This window comes from Variovorax sp. NFACC27 (assembly GCF_048301545.1).
GTDB lineage: Bacteria > Pseudomonadota > Gammaproteobacteria > Burkholderiales > Burkholderiaceae_C > Variovorax > Variovorax gossypii.
The window spans coordinates 7,910,767-7,931,632 of record NZ_CP157613.1 but is presented as its reverse complement, the minus strand read 5'-3'; the positions used below and the strand labels follow the sequence as shown (position 1 = coordinate 7,931,632).

15 protein-coding genes and 5 pseudogenes are annotated in these 20,866 nt (G+C 66.3%); 8 read left to right on the top strand and 12 right to left on the bottom strand.

Translation table 11 applies throughout. The features are described from left to right. Positions 1-221: 221 nt before the first annotated feature. The gene (locus ABL840_RS37280; RefSeq protein ID WP_307698096.1) at positions 222-1,172 is read left to right on the top strand and encodes an AraC family transcriptional regulator; all 951 of its coding nucleotides are present in this window, start codon (positions 222-224) and stop codon (positions 1,170-1,172) included. Here the strand turns inward: ABL840_RS37280 and ABL840_RS37275 are convergent. Continuing rightward, positions 1,169-2,197, bottom strand: a pseudogene (locus tag ABL840_RS37275) (IS630 family transposase). The gene ABL840_RS37280 and the pseudogene ABL840_RS37275 sit on opposite strands and share 4 nt — an antisense overlap. Before the next feature lie 385 nt (positions 2,198-2,582). Between ABL840_RS37275 and ABL840_RS37270 the strand changes: the two are divergent. The 3 genes from ABL840_RS37270 (at position 2,583) to ABL840_RS37260 (ending at position 5,927) form a co-directional block, all read left to right on the top strand. Next, on the top strand, positions 2,583-3,752 hold the full coding sequence (locus ABL840_RS37270; protein WP_093299985.1) for an ABC transporter substrate-binding protein: 1,170 nt from the start codon (positions 2,583-2,585) through the stop codon (positions 3,750-3,752). 157 nt (positions 3,753-3,909) lie between these two features. Beyond that, positions 3,910-4,698 carry an alpha/beta hydrolase gene (locus ABL840_RS37265; protein ID WP_176947403.1) on the top strand — a complete coding sequence of 263 codons (789 nt, stop codon included), beginning with the start codon at positions 3,910-3,912 and terminating at the stop codon, positions 4,696-4,698. A 41-nt stretch (positions 4,699-4,739) separates the two neighbouring features. Next, positions 4,740-5,927, top strand: coding sequence for an amino acid ABC transporter substrate-binding protein (locus tag ABL840_RS37260; protein WP_093299981.1), 1,188 nt, complete (start codon positions 4,740-4,742; stop codon positions 5,925-5,927). A 26-nt stretch (positions 5,928-5,953) separates the two neighbouring features. Here ABL840_RS37260 and ABL840_RS37255 read toward each other — a convergent pair whose 3' ends face one another. From ABL840_RS37255 to ABL840_RS37225, 7 genes and pseudogenes are all read right to left on the bottom strand, one after another. Next, positions 5,954-6,550, bottom strand: coding sequence for an ABC transporter substrate-binding protein (locus ABL840_RS37255; RefSeq protein ID WP_418116139.1), 597 nt, complete (start codon positions 6,548-6,550; stop codon positions 5,954-5,956). Between the two features lie 104 nt (positions 6,551-6,654). Next, a pseudogene (locus tag ABL840_RS37250) lies at positions 6,655-7,064 on the bottom strand (tripartite tricarboxylate transporter substrate-binding protein); the annotation flags it as partial. Positions 7,065-7,280: 216 nt separating this feature from the next. After that, entirely contained in the window at positions 7,281-8,804 is a 1,524-nt protein-coding gene (locus ABL840_RS37245) for an indolepyruvate oxidoreductase subunit beta family protein (protein ID WP_093299977.1), read from the bottom strand. Continuing rightward, on the bottom strand, positions 8,801-11,053 hold the full coding sequence (locus ABL840_RS37240) for an indolepyruvate ferredoxin oxidoreductase subunit alpha (RefSeq protein WP_093299976.1): 2,253 nt from the start codon (positions 11,051-11,053) through the stop codon (positions 8,801-8,803). Before ABL840_RS37240 ends, ABL840_RS37245 begins: the two co-directional genes overlap by 4 nt. Before the next feature lie 31 nt (positions 11,054-11,084). After that, a complete protein-coding gene (locus tag ABL840_RS37235; RefSeq protein ID WP_093299974.1) occupies positions 11,085-11,864 on the bottom strand; it encodes a cyclase family protein in 780 nt (259 codons plus the stop codon). Between the two features lie 49 nt (positions 11,865-11,913). Further along, a complete protein-coding gene (locus ABL840_RS37230) occupies positions 11,914-13,509 on the bottom strand; it encodes a phytoene desaturase family protein (RefSeq protein ID WP_093299972.1) in 1,596 nt (531 codons plus the stop codon). A gap of 84 nt (positions 13,510-13,593) precedes the next feature. Continuing rightward, positions 13,594-14,012: pseudogene (locus ABL840_RS37225) on the bottom strand (FAD-binding oxidoreductase); the annotation flags it as partial. Between ABL840_RS37225 and ABL840_RS37220 the strand changes: the two are divergent. Continuing rightward, positions 14,010-14,183, top strand: a pseudogene (locus ABL840_RS37220) (flavin reductase family protein); the annotation flags it as partial. The pseudogenes ABL840_RS37225 and ABL840_RS37220 overlap by 3 nt on opposite strands. A 3-nt stretch (positions 14,184-14,186) precedes the next feature. Here ABL840_RS37220 and ABL840_RS37215 read toward each other — a convergent pair. The 3 genes and pseudogenes from ABL840_RS37215 to ABL840_RS37205 all read right to left on the bottom strand — a co-directional run. After that, positions 14,187-14,663 (bottom strand): annotated as a pseudogene (locus ABL840_RS37215) (IS3 family transposase); the annotation flags it as partial. A gap of 192 nt (positions 14,664-14,855) precedes the next feature. After that, a complete protein-coding gene (locus ABL840_RS37210; protein ID WP_143042902.1) occupies positions 14,856-15,731 on the bottom strand; it encodes an alpha/beta fold hydrolase in 876 nt (291 codons plus the stop codon). 108 nt (positions 15,732-15,839) lie between these two features. After that, entirely contained in the window at positions 15,840-16,886 is a 1,047-nt protein-coding gene (locus tag ABL840_RS37205) for a phenylacetaldoxime dehydratase family protein (protein WP_093299969.1), read from the bottom strand. Here ABL840_RS37205 and ABL840_RS37200 point away from each other — a divergent pair. Next, entirely contained in the window at positions 16,879-17,769 is an 891-nt protein-coding gene (locus ABL840_RS37200) for a helix-turn-helix transcriptional regulator (RefSeq protein WP_143042901.1), read from the top strand. The genes ABL840_RS37205 and ABL840_RS37200 overlap by 8 nt on opposite strands. 179 nt (positions 17,770-17,948) lie before the next feature. Here the strand turns inward: ABL840_RS37200 and ABL840_RS37195 are convergent, their stop codons facing one another. Continuing rightward, positions 17,949-18,884 carry a LysR family transcriptional regulator gene (locus ABL840_RS37195; protein ID WP_093299966.1) on the bottom strand — a complete coding sequence of 312 codons (936 nt, stop codon included), beginning with the start codon at positions 18,882-18,884 and terminating at the stop codon, positions 17,949-17,951. A 90-nt stretch (positions 18,885-18,974) separates the two neighbouring features. Here ABL840_RS37195 and ABL840_RS37190 point away from each other — a divergent pair, with 90 nt between their 5' ends. Further along, a complete protein-coding gene (locus ABL840_RS37190; RefSeq protein WP_093299965.1) occupies positions 18,975-19,952 on the top strand; it encodes a Bug family tripartite tricarboxylate transporter substrate binding protein in 978 nt (325 codons plus the stop codon). A gap of 1 nt (position 19,953) precedes the next feature. Continuing rightward, complete coding sequence (locus ABL840_RS37185; protein WP_176947400.1) at positions 19,954-20,859, top strand: alpha/beta fold hydrolase; 906 nt, start codon at positions 19,954-19,956, stop codon at positions 20,857-20,859. Positions 20,860-20,866: the final 7 nt, after the last annotated feature.

Below are 20,866 nucleotides of genomic sequence, written 5' to 3'. Positions count from 1 at the left end.
GCCAAGACGAGCCCATCGGGCGGGGGGCTTAGTGAAACCCAGATTGCCGGGCACCCGCGGGCACCGGTATCGTTCTTGCAAATTGCACGCCCCCACGTGTGAAAAGCAGGTGCCTCATGCATGCCGACATTGCCCCCCCGTTGCCCTCGCCCCCGGCGGCGGCGCCTCCGACCGGGCTGGACCTGAGTCCTGTGTACCGTCATTGCGTGTTCCGCTCGGCTGTGCCTAGCCGGTCACACCAGCTGCTGACCGATTCCCTGATCGATCACGAGGTGCAGTGGGGCCGCGGCAGCGTGGATGCGGCCATGTTCCGCGCCGACACGCCCCGGCTGCAGGTCATGGTGCTGCGTTATGGCTCCGAGGTCGAGGTCAAGCCCCGACCCTTCGAAGGCTTTAGCCTGGTGCAGATGCCCCTGCGCGGCACGATGTCGGTGGAGTCCGGCGGCGAGCGGCTTGAGGTGGGGCCGGGCCAGGTCGCGGTGCTGCCCTCGGACCGGCAGCTCAAGCTCGCCTGGAGCGAGGCGTGCGAGCAGATCATCGTTCGCATGCCGCACGCCCTCATGCGCGGCGGGGTGTCGCAGCTCAAGGGCTTTGGCAACGCGCCCGGCGCGCAGCCGGGCTACCTGCTTGACGGCAGCGCCGCGCGCCAGTGGGCCGCGCTGCTGCAATCGCTGCTGGCCGCGGTGCCGGGGCAAGACGGCGCATCGCCACTGCGCGACCCCGCCTGGGTTCACCACATGGAAGACGGCATGGCGCTGTTTACCCTGCTGCACCTGCGCCGTTGGGTCGAACAATCGCTGGCCACGTCGCCAGCGGGCAAGGCCGGCGTCCGTTCGCTGCTCGGGACCTCGGAGCGTTTGCAGGCGGCCGAACGCTGGGTCAGCACCCGGCTGTGCGCGCCGCTGGCCCTGGAGGATCTGGCCCGCGCGGCCGGCGTGAGCGCCCGCACCTTCTACATGGAGTGCATGCGCCAGACGGGCGTGGGCCCCATGACCTGGCTGCGTGACCTGCGCCTGGACGCGGCGCGGCTCAAGCTGCTCGAGCGCACGGACCGAAACGTCACCGACGTGGCCGGTGACTGCGGCTTCGGGCACCTGGGGCGTTTCTCGGCCTACTACCAGCGCCGCTTCGGCGAACTGCCGCGCGAGACCCTGTCGCGCGCGGGCCGCTAGCGTCCTGTCCCAGTAATTCGCCCGCAGAGTCGGGCGAGTTTTTCAAGGATTGAATCGGCGGTGGCGGTCCAGGTGAACGGCTTGCAGTTTTCGTTGTACTGGCTGACGAAGCTGTCGATCTTCTTGGTCAGTTCCTTGACGCTCTTGAACGAGCCGCGCCGGATCGCCTTGTCGGTGATGATCCCGAAGAAGCGCTCGACCTGATTGAGCCAGCTGGAATAGGTTGGGACAAAGTGCATATGCCAACGTGGGCGCTGCGCCAGCCATGCGCGCACCTTCGGATGCTTGTGGCTGGCGTAGTTGTCCACGACGCAATGCACGTCCAGATCTTGCGGCACGGCCTTATCGATCTCGCGCAGGAAGGACAGAAACTCTTGATGGCGATGGCGCGGCTTGCAACTGGCAAGCACGGCCCCATTGAGCACGTTCAGCGCCGCAAAAAGCGTGGTCGTTCCATGACGCACGTAGTCATGGGTGACTCCCTCCACGTAGCCCAGCCCCATCGGCAGCATCGGTTGCGTGCGCTCCAGCGCCTGGCACTGGCTCTTCTCGTCCACACACAGCACGAGAGCGTTCTCGGGTGGATTCAGATACAACCCCACCACGTCGCGTAGCTTCTCAATGAACAGCGCATCGGTGGACAGCTTGAAGTTCTAAACTCGATGCGGCTTGATCTGAAAGGCTTGCAGGTAGCGCGCGACAGTGCTCTTGCTGATACCCGTTTCGCCCGCCAATGTGCGTGTGCTCCAGTGCGTGGAGCCGTCAGCCGGCTTGGTGTGCAACGTCTTGTTAATCAGCTCGGCAACCCGCTCGTCGCCCACCGATCGCGGGCGGCCAGGGCGAAGTTCGTCATACAGCCCTGGCAGCCGATCGCGTGCATAGCGGCCACGCCACTTCGTCACCGTGGCTCGGTTGATCCCCAGCGCTTGCGCAACGTCGGTGCTGGCCCTGTCTTCGCCTTCACAGGCCAATACGATTCGCGCACGCAACGCCAATGCAGCCGGCGGCGAACGCGATCTGGCCATGGAGGCCAGTTCTGCTGCTCGCCTTCGTGATGGTGGTCGTGCGCGTGTATGCGTTGGGCATGATGCATCTCCAAGGATGCCGCATCCCACGCAGTTTTTGTGCCTGCGAAATAACGGGACAGGACACTAGCACGCCGGCAGCAGCGTAGACGGCCGCTTGCGTCTCTCCTGCCGAGCGCCAGCACGCCGCTGATCAGGCGGAGGCGAATGGGCTGCGAGAAACGGATAGCGGGTTCCGGTTGGCGGATATCGAGGCCCCGACCCCGTCCCTACACTGAATCCAACGCACGAGCCTCCGCCGAACCGGACGCCGAGCGGTGTTCGTTGGCGCTGCACCTGAGCCTTCAACGAGTTCCCCCCTATACCCAACAAGACCGGAGACACCATGAATCGACTGCTCACTCGCGTCGCGCTCGTCGCGGCCACTATGTGCATCCCCATCGCGAGTGCAAGCGAGGCACTGAAGATTGGCTTCCTGACCACGCTCTCGGGTCAGGGCGCGGCGATCGGACAAGACATCAGAGACGGCTTCGCCCTGGGTGTCAAACACAGCGGCGATCGATTGGGCGGCGTTCCCCTGGAGATCCAGTACGTGGACGACCAGCTCAGTCCGGAGAGCGCTCGCCAGACCGCCGACCGCTTCATCAAGTTGAACAAGGTCGACATCGTCACCGGCGTGGTTTACGGGAGCGTCCTGATTCCGATCCTGCCCGCCATTCTCGCCAGCGACACCGTGTACATCAGCACCAACCCCGGCCCCGCGGATTACGCGGGCGCCAAGTGCCACAAGAACCTCTTCGTGGCGGCGCTGCAGAACGAAGACATCCCGCAAGCCATGGGGCGTTATGCGGCCTCCAAGTCGTACAAACGGGTCGCCTTGATTGCGGCCAACTATCCGGGCGGGCGCGAGGCCATCGTGGGCTTCAAGCGCCAGTTCAAGGAAGCGGCGGTCGAAGAGATCTACACGAAGCTGGGTCAACTCGACTATGCGTCCGAGATAGTCACCTTGCGTGAGTCCAAGCCTGAAGCGATCTTCTTTATGCTGCCTGGCGCCATGGGCATCAACTTCATCAAGCAGTTCGAAGCGGCGGGCCTGACCAAGCAGATTGCCCTGTTGGCCCCGGGTTACTCCGCCGACGAAGACACGATTCGGGCGGTCGGCGATCCCGTGGTCGGGGTGTTCAATGCCTCGCAGTGGGCCGCGGACCTCCCGGGCGCGCTGAACCAGAAGTTCGTCGCGGATTTCACGAAGACCTATGGCCGTCCGCCGACCATGAACGCCTCGCAAGGCTACGACACCGCGTTGCTCATCGACAATGCCGTGCGCAAGGCCGGCGGCAAGGTTCGCGATCGCGAAGCGCTGCGGCAGGCGCTGCGCAAGGCGGAGTTCCAGTCTCTGCGCGGTCCGTTCCGTTTCAACACGAACCAATTTCCGATCCACACGCTGTACCTGCGCGTGGTGCAGAAAGACGCGTCGGGAAAGATCGGTAACAAGCTGGTGGGCGAACTGCTCCCGAACCATGCCGATCCTTATGCGGCGGAATGCAAGCTGTGAGCCCGCGCCCGCTTTTTGCGGAATTCGGACGAACCCCTATCAACGCCGGATAGCCAGCCCGGTCTGGCGCGGCGACCATCGCACGGTGAACAGGCCCTGTCGCGGGGCCGTCATGCACCACACAAACTTTTCAAGCACCTCAGTCAGGAGCGCATCAATGTCGGATATCACGGGATACAAAGTCGGCGGCTTGTTTGTGGAGACCTGCAAGCCTCGCCAAGCGGGCGCCAGGAAGAACCCCATCATCTTCGTACACGGTGGCTGCCATGGGAGCTGGTCCTGGGAGAAGTTCCTGCCGCACTTCGCCGAGGCAGGCTGGGAGTGCCATGCCCTGAACTGGTTCAACCACAACGGCTCGGATCCGCACCCGAAGAACGATCTGATCCAGCGCGGAATCGCCGACGTGGTGGAAGAGATCTCGTTGGTGGCGGGCCAGTTCGACGCCAAGCCCATCGTCATCGGTCACAGCATGGGCGCGCTGGCGTCGCAGAAGTTCGCCGAGCAGAACGCGCTCGCGGGCCTGGTCCTGAGCACCTCGGTGGTCCCTTCGGAGGTGGGCGGCGCGAAGATCGATGTGCCGGTCGACTTCAGCCGGCCCTGGGGCCCGCCGCCCTTCGAGATGGCGATGCAGCTTTTCTTCCAGGGGCTCACCGAAGAAGAAGGGCGTCACTACTACGCGCTGCTGTGCGCCGAGTCGCCCAGGGCCGCGTACGAAGCGACCCGCTGGACCGTCTCGGTCGACAAGACCCGCGTGTCGAGCCCGGTACTGGTGCTGGGCGCCGAACTGGATGTGTTGACTCCGCCGTCCACCTCGCGCGCGCTGGCCGATTTCTACGGGGCCGACTACCGGTTCATCCGGGGCCGTGGCCACAACCTGCTGCTCGAACCCGGCTGGAAGGAAACCGCGGACCTCATCATCGACTGGCTCGAACGGTCGGTCTGCTGAGCCCCGATTCACTGACGCGTGTCTGCGCCCAAGGAGACTTCGTGCCTTCGCACCCAAGTCCCAGCCGGCCGCTGGCCGATGTGCTGCCCACCGACCCAGCGGCAACTGCCCAGGATGTGGTGGTCGGCGCATCCATTCCCCTGTCGGGTCCGCTCGCCGGGTTCGGCATGTACCAGCGCTGGGGTTATGAGACGGCCGTCAAGGACCTGAACCGGGCCGGCGGCATCAGGATCGACGGGCTGCAGCGAAAGATCAGGCTGATCGTTCGCGATGACCAGAGCGATCCGAGCGTCACGGCCGACAACACGGACCGCCTGATCACCCGTGACAGCGCGGTGGCCATGCTCGGCTCTTGCACACCGCCGCTGGTCAATGCCGGTGCGAGCGTTACAGACCAACGCAGGGTGCCCTTGGTCACGGGTTGCAATCCGCTGGGAGTGTTCAAAGCGGCCAGGCGGTGGCAATACGCATGGAACATCTTTTTCGATGAACACGAGCTGTCGTCGGTTCCGTTCCGGATGATGGCCGACATGGGCCTCGTGTCCAACAAGAAAGTCGCCATACTCACGGACCACGGTCCTCACGAATCGCATCTGGCCGGCCAGCTGTGGCCGGCCCAGGCCGCCAGCGGGGGCTACACCGTCGTCCACAACACCGCCTTGCCTGCCGACCCACAGCAGCTCAGTGCCTTGATCGACCAGGCCCGATTGACCGGGGCGGACATCGTGCTGGTCGATGCCATCCCGCCGCGGGCCATTGCCCTGCGCCAGCAGATGGCCAGCGCGGGCTTTGCGCCCCGGTTTCTCGTCATCGAGAAGGGGGGCGAACCCGAGTTCTTCGCGCAGGCCACCGGCCCCTTGTCCGAAGGGGTTCTCGTCAGCGGCTACTGGGATGCGAGCTTTCCTTACCCCGGGGCCATGCAGCTCGGCCAGCGCTTCGAGGCCGAGACCCAAGGAACGCCAGGCGCGCAAATCGCGAACTCGCACGCCGTGGCCCAGGTGCTGCTCGATGCGATTGCACAAGCGGGTTCGCTCGATGCGGAGAAGATCAACGCCGCGATCGCAGCGACCGACAAATCCTATGTCGTGGGGCCGGTGAAGTTCGCCGCGGACCACACCTCTCCCATCCCCCTCACCATGACGCAATGGCAAGGCGGCCGCGCACGCGTCGTCTGGCCGAGCGACCGCGCCAATGGCCAGCTGATCGTCGGACTGCCATCCGCGCCTTAGACCCTTCCCGGTTCAAGCCGACCAGTTCAGGCCGGCCGGGTCAGCCAGGCCGGATCGGGGTCGGGCAGTGGAATCGCCGCGATCAGCGCGCGCGTGTAGCCGGCCTGGTCCATCAGGGCCGCGGCGCGCTTGGGGTCGTAGGCCGCGTAGCTGCGGGCCTGCAGGGTGTCCATGGGCGCCACGTGGCCCTTGAGCAGGCGCTCGGCCAGGCCCTTCTTGTCGATCGCCGTCGCGAGCGCCTGGCGCACCTTGTCCTGGGTCATGGGCGCGACGTTGGTGAGAACGATCATGCCGATGTCGGACACCGGCGTGATGCTCGCGCCGAAGCTCCTGGCGCGCAGGCGCTCGGCCTCTTCGTACGGCACTTCGAGCGTGAGGTCGGAGCGGTCCGACTCCAGCTCGGCCACGCGCGCCGAGGGGTCAGTGGTGAACTTGACGACCACTGCCTCGAAGGCCGGCTTGGGGCAGTAGTAGTCCTTGAAGGCGCGCAGGCGCATGTGCGAGTCCGGCACGAATTCGTCGACCTGGTAGGGGCCGCTGCCCACGGGCTTATTGTCAAAGCCCGCGGCGCCCACCTTCTCGTGGTAGGCCTTGGGCAGCATGTAGCCCGCGAGGAAGGCCATCCACTTGAAGAAGGGACGGTGGGGAACACCGTGCCGGGCGCGAAGCCGAAATCGATCCGGCCGGCCCTCACTGCCTGGATCACGGGCGCGGCGCCGCGGTAGGGCACGTGTGTGGCCGTGATGCCGGCGCTTTGTTTGAGCAGTTCGCCGGCTAGGTGAGGCGTGGTGCCGTTGCCCGCCGAGCCATAGCTCATCTTGTCCGGGTTGGCCTTGGCGCGGGCGATGAAGTCCTTGAAATTGTTGGCCGCCAGCGTGGCGCGCGTGATCAGGAAGAGCTGGCTGTTGGCGAGCAGGGCCACGGCTGCAGGTCCTTCTGCGGATCGAAGGGCATGCGAGCAAACATCGACGGGTTCACCGATTCGGTGGTGGAGGTCGTGATCAGGAAGGTGTGGCCGTCGCCGCCGTTACGCGCCACCTCGGTGCCCGCCACGTTGCCGCCCGCGCCGCCGCGGTTCTCGATCACCAACGGCTGACCCAGGGCCTCGCCGAGCTGCTGCTGCACCGAGCGCGCCATCACGTCGGCCAGGCCACCGGCCGGGAAGGCCACCATGAGCCGCACCGGGCGCGTAGGCCAGGCCGCGGTCTGTGCGGCAGCCGGGACCAGCGTGGCCAGGCAACACAGGCCGGTGATCAGCGCGATGGCGTGGCGGGAGACGGAAGCGGGGAGGCGGCTCACGGGAGCTCCGGGAGAATGGGTGGGTGGGGGAAACGTGGAACGGCAGGCCGGCGCTCATGCGCTCAGGCCCAGGGTATGCAACTGGGCGGCCAGGGCGCGGCCTTCCGAGTCCTTGAGCGCGGCCTCGCGCAGGCGGCCGAGCGCGGCGCCCGCGTCGGGCCGGCCCGCGAGTTCGCGCGCCGCGCGCTGCAGGCGGTCGAAGCGGCTGCTGCCGCGCGCATGGGTGTCGCTGTAGCCCTTCACGAGGCGGCGGCAGCGCAGCAGCTCGATCGCGAGCACCGCGTCCTGCGACAGCAAGCGCTGCACCTCGGCGAGCCAGGCCTCGATGTGCGCGGTCTCCTCGGCGTGGCGGCGGCTGCCGCGGCGCCGGCCGCGCAGGCCGGCCATGAAGCGCAGCTGCAGGTGGCCGCGCAGCGTGTGGGTCTGGATGCGGCGGCCGCGGTCCAGCATCGGGGCCAGCCGGGCCTTGAGCCGCGGCCAGGCGTCGAGCCAGTCGGCTAGGCCACGCGGCAGCAGGCCCATGATTTCTTCGAGCCGCGGGTGGAAGTACTCTTCGCTGCCCACCACGTCCGTGGCCTGGGCGCCCACCTCGCGGCGCAGCCGGGCCGCGCGCTCGCCGCGGGTCTTGAGGTCGGCCACGCGGATCACGTCGTCGTAGCTCATGGCCACCGCGATCCAGCGCGCGGCCTCGACGGCGGCCTCGGCTTGGCGCTCGCCCGCGCTGGCCAGCACACGCCCTACGCGGTCGAGGTACTCGCGGCCATAGGCCGCGTCCTGGTAGTCCACCACGCGCGCGATGCCTTCGCCCAGCCAGTTCCAAGCCGGCTCGGGGAAGTTGCGGCGGATGCGGTCGAGCAGCGGCTGCAGGCCGGCGGCCACGCCGCGTTCCGGCAGGGGCCGCGCGGCGGTGAGCATCGGGTCGGCCGGGGGCGGCGGCGGCTCGGCGCGCTGCGCCACGCCCACCGCGGCGCGCAGCGCCGCCAGGCTGGGCTTCACGCCCACGCCACTGCGCTCCACCACGGCCTCGAACTCGGCCTGCGAAAAGGGCAGGGCGCCGCTGCCCGCAAGCGCGCCGAACAGGCTGGCCGAGATCACGCTGCCCTGGCTCACGGCCAAGGCCTGCATGTCGTCGATCACAAGCTGGCGCGACTGCTGGCGCAAGATGGCCAGCACCGCTTCGCTGTCGGCCACGCCATTGCCCGGCACCATTTTCTCTTCCACCGAGTAGGTGCGGTGGTTGCTGGTGATCACGGTGGTGCGGTCGGGCGTGACGAAGCCGCGCTGCACCGCGCGCCCGGCTTCCATGAGCTCGGCCGCGATCATTACGTCGACGTCGCCGGGCACGGCCATCTGCGCCATCACGGGCCGCAGGCCGGGCGTGGGCTCGATGAGTTCGATGTAGTAAATGGTGGCGCCGGTGCGCTGCGCCACGCCGGCCACCGAGGTGGACTGCGCGGTCCAGCCCGCGTGTTCGGCCAGGTCCACGATCCAGTCGACCAGCACACCGCCGCCCTGGCCGCCCAGAGCCAGGATGGCGAGGTGGATGCAACGCGGTTGCAAGGGGTTGAGCCGGCTCATTTCAGCGCCTCCAGCGGGAACAGCGCGCGCTCGCTGCGCGCCCGCCACTGGCGCGCCTGCAACCAGCCCACGGTGGATCGGCGGATGCGGTCGCGCCAGCGTTCGAAGCGGCCCGGGTTGTGCACCTTGGTAGCCTTGTAGAACGAGGGGCAGAGCACGGCGGCGTCGGCGACTTCGCCGCAGTGGCCGCAGGCCACGCAGTGCTCGTCCACGCTGGCCACGGGGTCGGGCTTGAGCGCGTCGCCGCTGGGCGCGAGCGTGAGGCTGGGGCAGCCCGAGACGCGCATGCAGGCGTGGTCGCCCGAGCACACAGCGGCGTCGACACCGAAACGTTCCTTGAGCACCCGCTCGCCGCCCTTGATGGCCTTGGCCTTGGCGGGCTTCTCGCGGCGCTGGCGATTGAGCATGCACTCGCTCTGCGCGATCACCACCTTGGGGCCGGGCGTGTTGGTGCTCAACGCTTCCTTGAGCGCGGCGCGCATGCCGTTGATGTCGTAGGTGTGCGTGAGCGTGCGCACCCAGTCCACGCCCACGCCGCGCACCGCGCGCTCGATCGGGTGCTGGGTGCTGCGGTGGGGGTTGAGCGCGCGCGAGGACGGGATGTCCTGCCCGCCCGTGGCCGCCGAGTAGTTGTTGTCCACGATCACGAACACGTTGTCCTGCTTGTTGAACACAGCGTTCGCGATGCCCGAGGTCAGGCCGTTGTGCCAGAAGCCGCCGTCGCCCATGAAGGCGATCGCGCGCTTGGACGCCCCCAGCTGCGCGCCCGCCGCGAAGGCAGAGGCGCTCGAACCACCCAGGCCGTAGCCCATGGTGGTGGCGCCCAGGTTGAAGGGCGGCATGATGGAGAACAGGTGGCAGCCGATGTCGGCCGACACATGGTGCATGCCGAGCTCGCGCTCGACCAGCTTGAGCGAGGAGAAGATGGGCCGCTCGGGGCAGCCCACGCAGAGGCCGGGCGGGCGGGGCGGCAGCAGGGTGGCGAGGGTGGTCGCGGGGGCTGGTGACGCGCTCGGTGCCAGGGTGGTGGCGCTTGCGGTGGCCGTGGCGATGGCCTCGGTGGCGGCCGTGGCCGCGCGCGCCGTCGGCATCGCGAGCGCCACGGGCTTGGCGAAGGCCGCCGGGTGGTGGCGCTCCAGGAAGCCGCGCAGGCCCTTCTGCAGCACGGCCACGGTGTAGTCGCCGCCCAGGGGCAGCAGGTCCTTGCCGTGCACGGCCGTGTCCAGGCCGTGGCGGCGCAGGATGGTGTGCAGGTTCTGCTCGAGGTAGTCGGGCTGGCCTTCTTCCACCATCAGCACCGCGCGCTTGCCCTGGCAGAAGCGGATCACCTCTTCTTCCACCAGCGGGTAGGCCACGTTGAGGACGTAGAGCGGCACGCGCGTGTTGCCGAACAGGTCGGCCTGCTCGAGGTTCTTGAGCGCGCGCAGCACGTTGTTGCTCATGCCACCGAGCGTGATGACGCCGATGTGGTCGAGGTCGCCCTCGACGAATTCATTGAGCTGGTGTTCCTGGATGAACTTCACGGCCGCGGGCCAGCGCTGCTCCAGCTTCTCTTTCTCGTGCAGGAAGGAGGCGGGTGGCAGCACGATGCGGTTCACATCGCGCGTGGGGTTCTCTAGCGCCTGCTTGAGCGTGAAGGCGGGCCGGCGGTTCTCGCGCGTGGTGAAGCTGCCGTGCAGGTGGCAGGAGCGGATGCGCAGCTCCAGCATCACGGGCGTGTTGGTGGCTTCGGACAGCGCGAAGCCGTCGTGCACTGCCTGCACGATCGCGGGAAGGTTGGGCTTGGGGTCGAGCAGCCACATCTGCGACTTCATCGCGAACGCGTGGGTGCGCTCCTGCATGATGGATGAGCCCTCGCCGTAGTCCTCGCCCACGATGATCAGCGCGCCGCCCGTGACACCGCCGGAGGCCAGGTTCGCCAGCGCGTCCGAGGCCACGTTGGTGCCCACCGTGCTCTTCCAGGTGACGGCCCCGCGCACGGGATAGTTCACCGAGGCCGAGAGCGCCGCGGCGGCGGCCGCTTCGCTCGCGGCGGGCTCGAAGTACACGCCGAGTTCGTTGAGGATGGGCTGGGCATCGGCCAGCACGTCCATGAGGTGCGAGATCGGCGAGCCCTGGTAGCCAGTGACGTAGCTCACGCCCGATTCGAGCAAGGCCTTGGTGACGGCGAGGATGCCCTCGCCGCGGAAATCGGTGCCTGCGGGAACGCGCAGTTGCTGCACTTCCCGGGCAAATGAGCGCTCGGCCATGGGATCGTCGAAAGCGGTCTGAAAGAAGGGCTTACTTCACGAGCGCGAGCACGCGCAGCGGGCTGCCCGAGCCGCCCTGGATCTTGAGCGGCGCGGCGAAGATCACCGCGCCCGTGGGCGGCAGCTGGTCGAGGTTCTGCAGGCACTGCAGGCCGTACTTGTTGGCGCCGTGCATGAAGGTGTGGCAGGGGTAGGGCACGGGCCAGGCGAAGGCCTGGCCGGCGTCGGTGTTGATGGTCTCGACGCCGAAGCCGCGCACGTCGCGCTCCTTGATGAGCCATTCCACCGCCTCCTGCGTGGGGCCGGGCGTGTGGGCGCCGTCTTCGCGCATGTTCACGTAGGCCTCGGGCCGGTGGATGCGTTTTGCCCAGTCGGTGCGGAACAGCAGCCACGCCCCTGCGGGGATGCGACCGTGCTGTTGCTCCCAGGCCTTGAGGAAGTCCACCGTGAGCAGCCAGTCGTCGTTCTTCGCCACCTCGGCGCTCGCGTCCACCACCACGGCCGGGCCGATGAACTGGCGCGGGTCGATGGTGTCAACCGTGTTCTGCGCATGATCCTTGCCGCTGACCCAATGGATGGGCGCGTCGAAGTGCGTGCCCGTGTGTTCTCCGCACGAGAAGTTGTTCCAGTACCAGCCCGGGCCGGCGTCGTCGTACTGCGAGATGCGCTCGGACTTGAAGGCCCAGACCTGGCCGAACTGCGGCGGCAATTGCAGCGCGGGGAACTGGTCGGACAGGGTGTGGGTGAGGTCGACGACGCGCACGGCGCCGTTGGCGATGTCCTGTGCGAATTGGGTGAGCGAATCGGCCATTGAGGTCTCCTGCAGTGTCGTTGGAAAAAAGCTTTTGTGGACAAGGGGTTCAGGCGGCGCCCAGCGATTGCGCGAGCAGGAAGCCAGAGCCGCCGCCCAGGCCGGGACCGGGGTGGGTCGAGGCGCCGATGTGCCAGAGGTGGTCCAGGTGCGTTGCGTGGTTGCGCGTGCCGCGCATTGGGCGCCAGAGGAAGTACTGGTCCAGGCTGCAGTCGCCGCCGTAGGGGTCGCCGCCCACCAGGTTCATGTTCATCGCCTCGAGGTCGGTGGGCGAGATCACGGCGCGCGCGAGCAGGCTCGCCTTGAGGTTGGGGATCTGGCGAGCCAGGCGCTCGATGATGCGGTCGGCATAGGCTTCGCGCAGCGCGGGCGTCCAGCGGCGGCCCGCGGGCACCTCGATCAGGCCGGCCGCATCGCCCACGGGCTCGCGCGGGCATTCGGGCAGCTGGACCCACAGGATGTGTTTGCCCGCGGGCGCGCGGCTCGGGTCCAGCGCCGTGGGCTGGGCCACGCAGATCGTGGGCTCGGCGGGCAGCAGGCCACGCTCGGCCTCGTTGACCGCGCGCGAGATCGCGTCGGCGCCGCTCGTGAGGTGCAGGTAGCCCACGCTGTCGAGCGAGGCGTCGGGCCAGCGCGGCGCTTCGGACAGCGCCAGGTGGATCTGCATGTTGCCCTTGCCGTAGCGCCACTGGCGCGCTTGCGTAGCGAGCGGGGCGGGCACTTGCGTGGGGTCGAGCAGGCGCTGGTAGAGCTGGGTGGGCGTGACGTTGCAGACCACGTCCTTGGCGCGGTACTCGCGACCGTCCACCAGGCGCACGCCCACTGCCTTGCCGTTCTCCACCAGCACGCGGGCCACGTCGCAACCGATTTCCAGTTCGCCGTCGGCCTCGCGGATCAGCGTCTCGAAGGCGCGCACGGTGTTGGCGTTGCCGCCCTGCACCATGGGCATGCCCACGGCCTCGAGCGTGAAGGCCACGACCTGTGCCATCAGCGCCGACAGCGGCGCGTCGGGCCCCAGGCCGCAGTGCAACACCCAGGGCGCGAGCAGCGCACCCACCAGATCGCTCTGGAACCGCTGTTCGAGCCAGGGCCGCGCGGGCGTGAGCGCTTCGCCAAAGAAGCCCGCGAGCGCGTGCGGGCCTTGTTTCCAGGCCGCGCCGGCTAGGGTCTTCGCGGTGCCCAGGCGCCAGAGTTCGTTGCCCAGCAGCGAAAACAGCAGCGGGGCCTGCGCGCCCACCTCGTCGAGCGCGGCGGCATAGGCCGCGCCGTCGCCCGGGCGCAGGGCCGCAAAGCGCTGCACGTTGTGTTCGCGCGACCGCGCGAGCACCAGGTGGCGGCCATCGGGCGTGAGCACGCCGGTGGGCGAATCGGTGTTGCAGTACTGCAGGCCGGCCGCGTGCAAGGCCTTGCCCAGCGCGGCGTAGGCCGGCCCCACCAGGAACATCGGGTGGGCCGTGGACAAGGTGTCGTGGCGCAGGCCCGGCAGGGTCAGCTCGTCGGTGCGGATGCAGCCGCCGAGCACGGTTTCGCGCTCCAGCACGCGAACGCGGCGGCCGGCGCGCGCGAGCAGCGCGGCACAGACCAGGGAGTTGATGCCGCTGCCGACGAGCAAGACATCGTCGGTCCGGTAACGGGGATTTTGCATGGGGGGATCTTGCGGTGGCGGGTCGGGGTCGGCTATCCGAATCCCGCGCCGCACCATCCGAAATCCGAAAATCCGCCCGCCCGCTCAGGCCAGCGCGGCGTGCTGATCGACGAGGCGCTCGTAAGCCGCAGGGTCGGTCCACCAGGGGGAAAAGTCCGGCGGGTTGTTGAAGTTGTTGGCGATGCGGTGGGCGATCGTGGGGATCTGTCCGGCCGCGCCCAGCAGGTTCAGGATGTGGGGCGTCGGCGTGAGCAGGCTGTTTGTCCAGTTCACCACGTGCTCGCGTAGTCCCAGTAGCGCTCGAAGGTGGCGTTGCCGCGCGCCACGATGCTGTCGTGCACCACCTTGAAGACCTCGAGGGCGTTGTTGGAGCCTTGGCCCGTGATCGGGTCGTTCACGCAGACCGCGTCGCCCATGCCGGACACCTGCGCCCCCGAGGGCAAGGTGGCGACGGGCTTGCGGACGGTGAGCGCGAAGCGGCTCGCGAGCACGCCGTTGTCATCGGCTGGATCTCCACGCGCTCGGCCGCGGGGAACATCAACCTCGCGCCCTACAGTTTCTCCGACGTCTTCAACTACAAGCCGCCGATCGTGGCCTTCTCCAGCGTGGGCTGGAAGGACACCATTTGCAACGTGCGGGACAGCGGCGAGTTCGTGGTCAACTTGGCCACCCGCACTGCGTTGCTCGTTGTACCAGCGGATGTAAGAGTCCAGGGCCTGAGTGAACTGCTCCATGGTCGTGGCCTGCCAGTCGCGGGCGTAGAACCACTCCGTCTTCAGTCGTCCAAAGAAGCCTTCACAGGCCGCATTGTCTGGCGAGTAGCCCTTGCGTGACATCGAACGTACCAGCTTGGCATGGGCGATGCGTGACAGCCATGCTGGCCAACGGTAGTGGGCGCCGCGGCGGAGTGAACAACAGGTCGTGCGTCTGTGCTTCCCAATGAAGCGATTGCTGCGTTCAGCATCGTGTTGACGAGCTCTGCATCGGGTCGTGTGCCGATGGACCAGCTCACCACCATCCATCGAAGCAATCGACTATGGGCGAGAGGTAGACCTTGCCAGCGGGCAGTTGGAGATGTCGGTGAGCCACTTCTGGTTCGGCGCCGCGGCGCTAAAGTCGCGGTTCAGCAGGTTCTCCCGTGCCGGGCGGATCTCGCGCCACATCAACCGCTGGCTCGTCGCTTCGATGCGATCGCGCATCCCATAACGCGCTTGCAAGGCGCATTCCTGGTCATGGTAGATCGAGCTCTCCTTGGAGTACCTGGCGCCGCCTGCGCTGCGCCGCAATGGGTTCGGCGAGCGTCGTGGCCCGGAATGACGCGATCATCGATGGAGCGGTGACTTGCCCTACTGGCTGGAACCGGATGCGATCAGATCAGCAATCAATTCTGCGACCTGGTTGGCTGCCTCGATTTGCGGCAGATGGCCCACGTTGTCCAGAGTGCGGCTGGTTGCGTGCGGCACAGCCCGCAGCACATGTTCCACAAGCGCCTGCGTGACAACGTTCTCGTGGCTTCCACAGGCAAAGACCACCGGCATATCGAGCTTCGCGAAAACATCCACGTTGCTGACCGGCCTTCGGGCAAACGCACCGGCCGGCATGAACGGAGTGGAGATGGCCCCTTGTGCGATCAGCGCGTCGTGAAGGTCCGCGGGAAGCGGGCTTCGTGAGATCGCCTGAACGAAACAGCGAATCGCGGCCACCCGTTCCGACAGGTCTTGGCTGGTGGACGCTTGCAATGCGGGCAGCGTGTCCGGCTGGACGTAGTCCTGGGCAACCCCGGGTGGCTCCGCGACCGCTGCGAGGAGGAGTAGGCTCTTCACGGCCGAGCTTCCCATGTGGCGAAGGTAGTCGAGCGCCACGACGCCGCCGTAGGAGTGTGCGACCAGTATGAAGTGTTTAAGGCCCAGCGCCGACGTGATCGCCGCGATATCTTCCGCCCACACCTTGCTGTCGGCGTAGGCTGATGGTTCCGCGGGCTTGTCGGAGGCGCCGTGCCCACGCAGTTCCACCGTGACGAGGTTCGCCTGGCTAGCCAGCGGCCCTCGGATCAGCGGGGCCCACGAAAACCTTCCACCGAGAAAGCCGTGGATCAGCAGAACCGCTGGCCCGTCGGCGGGTCCCCAGGCCTGCGCGGTGACAAAGACCCCGTTGGCGCCGGCGACGCGGATGCTCTGCCGCGGAGGCGGCATGACGGGTTGGATTGCGGGTTGTGAGGTCACAACGAGTCCTTTCGATCGTTCTTGGAAGACAGACTGTGGGGTGGAGTTAGGTCGGATTGCTATCCGGTTTGCGCCGCTTCTGGCCGGAGAAAGCCAGGGGCTTTGGATCTAGTCCCCGTGGGACCATGGCAGGAAGCCCGTGGATCGAGCGCAGTTGATGTACTCGGCTGACAGCATGCCTTCCGGCAGCACGGACACCTCGTGTCCAAGCTTGACCGCAACCTCGCCCTGAAAGCGCTGGACCATCGATATGGCGGCCTGGAAAATGTTCAGATGCGTGGGATGTGTGTGCGTCCACCGCTCCAATGTCTGCAACGACTCGAAGTAGCCGAACGTGCTCGTGCGATTCAGATCGACGGCTCCGCTCATGTCGTACTCACGGATGTAGCGCATGCCGTAGCACCTCGCCTCGGTCCTGTTGTCGTTGAGGTAGTCCAAACCGATGCGCAAGACCGGCTCGACGTTGCCGAGATACCAATCGACTTCGGCTGCCTGTGCCTGCGACCAGTCTTGGAACGAACGGATCACGCAAGTATTTCCGGGGAGGGTGATCCGGACGCGCCGGCCCCGCGTTTCCGTGGCTGCCGGCGGTCGCCGCATGAAATCGGGCGCGGCGGACGGCATCGTGTCGCGGGCGCTTGCGGGAATGCGCTCGCGAGCGGAGCCCCAGTAGCCGTGCACGTCGGTCTTGCGCATCTGCTTGTCGATCTGCGCCATGCCATCGTAGGCTGCGTCGTTCGAATAGTTGGTTTCGTTGCGCTCGACAGGAATGACCATGGACTCTCGCCACAGGCCTAGCGGCCCCTCAAGAAGCGCGTCGGCAGCCCAGAGCGAGGCGACCTGCGGCGTCGTGAGCCACGCAGCGTAGTGCGCAGGCGAATTCCAGTAGGCATAGAAGATGTCGGATCTTTCGCCGCCGGGGCCCGTCGCGATGCCGCGCCCGAGGCTGGCCGGACCCACCGCGCCAGCAAACGTGTTGATCACACGCTCGAGCAAGGCGCTGGCATCAGCCCCGCTCGATTCCACGCCGACGAGGCAACGGACATAATGTGTGCGGTGCGCAGGCGTCGCGACTTCCCACGTAGCATAGTGATTGACGTGGCCTGCGGGTCGCAGGCTTGCGGCGCGATCGCCCTGAGTCGCTGACTTGTTCACCGAAGCTCAACCTTTCTACTGTCCGATGGCGCAAACAATAGCGGATGGATCAAGCAAATTCATCCCTCCAAATGGAGGGATGGGGAGCTGCACACGAGCGCGCAGGTGGGACGACCTTTCCGCGTTAGACCCTGACTTTGTGTTGGCTGATGCGGTCCTGGAGATCACGACAGCTGTTGACCGCGAGCTCCTCGCTGCCACTGCGGTGGACTTGGGGCGGCGCTTGTTCGGTGCCGCTGCGGCGGGCTTCTTCCTGTTCGATGGAGGCGGCACGTGCCCGCAAGTTGTCCATGCCAAGGGGGCCGCAGCCGGGTTCGTGGAGGAATACGAGCACGGTTTGAGGCGAGTGGACCCGGTGTTGCGACTCGTGCGCAGAAGCGGTCGCGCCGCAAGCGCGCGGTGTGCTATCGCACCTGTTGACTGGGGCACGGCCGCGATTGCCGGGCATCTCAAGCGATGGGGATTTGGCGACTCGATGCAGGGGCCGCTGCATGGCGGTGGACGGATTGTCGGGACCCTGAACGTGGTGCGGCATCGCGATGACCGTCCGTTTGGCGCCGGCGATCTCGCAGCATTCGAGAGGGTGTGCCGAGCCTTGTCGCATGCGTTGGACGTTGACGTGCGACTTGCGTCGGCGGCCTCGGATTGCGCACTTGCCAACCCGGGCGGCCCTCTGATGAGGCTGGAGGGGCGCGCGAGAGACGTCGGATGGCTCGTCCTCGATGGTGCGACGAACAAGGTGATCGCGCGTCAACTTGGCATCTCTGAGCCGACGGCCAAGGAGCATGTTGAACGCTTGCGCGCGCGCTTCGGAGCGGTCAACCGGACTCAGCTCGCGGCGTGTCTGGCGCAGCACTTGGTTCGTCCGGCCGAAAGCGGATGAGATTGGCAGCGAACGGCCAGCTTGGACGCATTTGAGCCTTCCAGACTGAAACTTCCGGGGCGGTCCGATTGATCAACAGAAAGGAGGCTCTGGGGTTTCAAGATGGAGCGCATCTCTCACGACGATGAGGTGACCTGGCATGGCACTGACGGGTTCAGTCAGCCAAAAGCACATGTCAGTCATGGCGAAGCAGCGGCATATTTCGCCAAGAAGTCGGCCAGTTGCAGCGCAGCGCTGCCGGACTCGTCCTCCAGGCGCATCACTCCGAGCGAGCCAAACGGATAGACAGTATCCAGATGGAGAATTTTGTAGTGCCCCGCTTCCACCAGCTGCCTGACGACGCTGTGGGGCACAAGCGAGACCATATCGGTTTGCTGAAGCAGCGACCAGCTCAGTGATGCGGCCCGTGTGATGATCCTGCAGGTCCTTGCGGGCGGATCCCAGCTGCGCGTCAGGTCTCCAAACAAGGCCTGAGCCGCCGTCGAAATCGGCAAGGGCAACCAGAGCTGCGATTGAAGTTCGTCGAATCGGATGCTGCGGCGCCCGGCCAGCGGATGATGGGATCCGCAAACCACCACGAAGCTGTCGTCGAACAGCCAGCTGAAGGTCCAGCCCTCAGGGAGGATGGACGGCTGGCGGCACAGCACCAGGTCGGCATCCCGATGCGCCACCGCCAAGCCCAGTTGTTCCACGTCAACCTCGGCAACCTGCACCACGATGTCCGGACGCACGGCGTTGAACGCGGGAAGCGCGCGCACCAGCAAGCCCGAAATGCCGCCAGTGATGGAGGCGACCCTTACCGCGCCCTGCGCCTCGCCATGCCGCGCCGCCACCATTTCGGCGCCGTGCGCCAGATTGTCCAGGATGCGCCGCGCCGATGGAAGAAGTGCCGCGCCCATGGGCGTGGGGCGGACACCGCGCGCGTGCCGGTAGAAGAGCTGTGTGTCCAGCAGCTCTTCAAGGTCCTTGAGAAGGTGTGTCACCGCGGGCTGCGTGAGGCCCAGGTCCTCGGCCGTCCGCCGAAGGCTGCCCAGTTCCGCCAGCTTCACGAGCATTTGCAGATGCCGGAAGCGGCTGCGCGACAAGAGGCGATTCAGGAGGACGCTCGGCAGCATAGGTATAAAAGGTATTTATCGTTACCCCATTCATTCTATTTGTTGTTAATTCCTGCCAACCTAGACTCGCGCTGAAACCAGGAGACACGCATGAGATCAATTCCCTTCGGTATTCGCTTCGTTCTGCTGATGGCCGGTCTGTGGGCGGCTGTCGGCGTCTGCCAGGCCTCCGAGCCGTATCCGGCAAAACCAATCACGCTGATCGTCCCTTACCCTCCAGGCGCGGCAGTCGATACCGCCGGGCGCCTCATCGCCCAGGATCTGGGCAAACGCCTGGGGCAGCAAGTCGTAATCGAAAACGTCGGCGGCGCCTCTGGAACGATAGGCGCCAAAAAGGCGCTGCGCGCGCCCGCCGACGGCTACACGCTGATGCTCGGGAACGTCAGCGACATGGTTCTGGCCCCGATGATCGTCAAAGACGCGAAATACGAGGGCAGCGACTTTGCCCCGATCGCGAAGATGCTTGGCGGGACCGCCGTGCTCGTTGCCAAGCCAAGCTTTCCCGCCAACACGACTGACGAACTGATTGCCTACGCGAAAGCCAATCCCGAGAAGGTGAGCATGGGCTCCACGGGAAGCGCCACCTTCCAGACACTGGCGGCGCTGATTTTTCAACAGAAAGCCGGCATCAAGTTCGTCGAGGTTCCCTACAAAGGGGGGGCGCCCATGACAGTTGATCTGATGGGCGGCCAGCTCGACCTCGGGGCAATCGCGTTGCCATCCGTATTGCAGTACATCCGGCAAGGAAAACTCAAGTCCCTTGGCGTCTTGAGTGCGCAGCGCGACATCAACGCCCCTGATCTGCCCACCGTCAACGAGTCTCGGCATGTCAAGGACGTCGGGGCCATCATGTGGGCAGGCATCGTGGGGCCGCCCAAGCTTCCCGCGGAGGTGGTCGAGAAGCTGAACAGAACGATCAACGAAATGATGCGCTCGGCTGACTTCAGGCAAGCGCACGCCCAGCTCGGAAGCATCACTTTCGAGCCGTCCACGCCCGCGGACTTCCACAAGTTCATCAGTGAAGAGCAAGTCCGCTATCGGCAACTGATCGATGGCAGGGAGAAATAGATTGACCTCGGTTCAAACAGATGACCACAAGGCGCTGAATTTTCACGACCTGCCCACGCGGACCGCAAGGCTGCGAAACGGGATCGAGCTGTGCTACGTGGAGCAGGGAAACGGTCTGCCTCTCGTCTTCATTCATGGGCTCCTTGGAGACTGGCGGTCCTGGCAACCCCAATGGGATGCGTTCCTGGCGCAGGGCTACCGATGCCTTTCCTACAGCCGACGCTATAGCTTTCCGAATGCCAACGAGTTCGCTTCGCCAGATCATTCGGCGCTGGTCGATGCTGCCGACCTCGCCGGCCTCCTCGATGCACTCGGCATCCCCGCGGCGATCTTGATCGGAACGTCCTACGGGGCATTCACGGCTCTCGCTTTCGCCGTGCACCATCCCGGGCGTACCCTGGCGATCGTCGCCACCGAGCCACCGATGATGAGGTATGCCGACTTCAGCCACGAGGGGAAAGTCCTGCGCGCCGAGTTCGAGCGTAAAACTGAAGCCGCGGCACATGCCCTTCGGCAGGGCAACGACGAGGAAGCCGTCCGCACGATGACCGATGCGATCAACGGCGGAGAAGCCAGCTCCGCGAACACCGCAGGGGCTTTGCAGCGCCGCTTCGAGAATGCCAAGGCCATGCGTGCGCTGATGCTGTCGACCGATCCGTTTCCACTTCTATCGCCGCAACAGCTGCGGGAGATTGCGGCCCCAACGTTGCTCGTAGCAGGCGAGCGAACGCAGCCGATCCATGACGCGGTGTTTCGCAGCGTCTGCGCTGCAATGCCTCAAGCGCGCGCCAGCCGGGTCCATGGAGCTGGACACGGCGTGCATCGGGACAACCCGAGCGAATTCAATGCGATCGCCCTGCAGTTTCTCCAGCGCCAGATCGAATCACTGCCGCGGGCAATCCCGTGAGAGGAGT

Bases quoted from the DNA above. Each gene is read 5' to 3' on its own strand.
- ABL840_RS37255 (WP_418116139.1), bottom strand. From the start codon at position 6,550: ATGGCCTTCCTCGCGGGCTACATGCTGCCCAAGGCCTACCACGAGAAG.
- ABL840_RS37245 (WP_093299977.1), bottom strand. From the start codon at position 8,804: ATGAGCCGGCTCAACCCCTTGCAACCGCGTTGCATCCACCTCGCCATC.
- ABL840_RS37235 (WP_093299974.1), bottom strand. From the start codon at position 11,864: ATGGCCGATTCGCTCACCCAATTCGCACAGGACATCGCCAACGGCGCC.
- ABL840_RS37240 (WP_093299976.1), bottom strand. From the start codon at position 11,053: ATGGCCGAGCGCTCATTTGCCCGGGAAGTGCAGCAACTGCGCGTTCCC.
- ABL840_RS37270 (WP_093299985.1), top strand. From the start codon at position 2,583: ATGAATCGACTGCTCACTCGCGTCGCGCTCGTCGCGGCCACTATGTGC.
- ABL840_RS37265 (WP_176947403.1), top strand. From the start codon at position 3,910: ATGTCGGATATCACGGGATACAAAGTCGGCGGCTTGTTTGTGGAGACC.
- ABL840_RS37230 (WP_093299972.1), bottom strand. From the start codon at position 13,509: ATGCAAAATCCCCGTTACCGGACCGACGATGTCTTGCTCGTCGGCAGC.
- ABL840_RS37190 (WP_093299965.1), top strand. From the start codon at position 18,975: ATGAGATCAATTCCCTTCGGTATTCGCTTCGTTCTGCTGATGGCCGGT.
- ABL840_RS37195 (WP_093299966.1), bottom strand. From the start codon at position 18,884: ATGCTGCCGAGCGTCCTCCTGAATCGCCTCTTGTCGCGCAGCCGCTTC.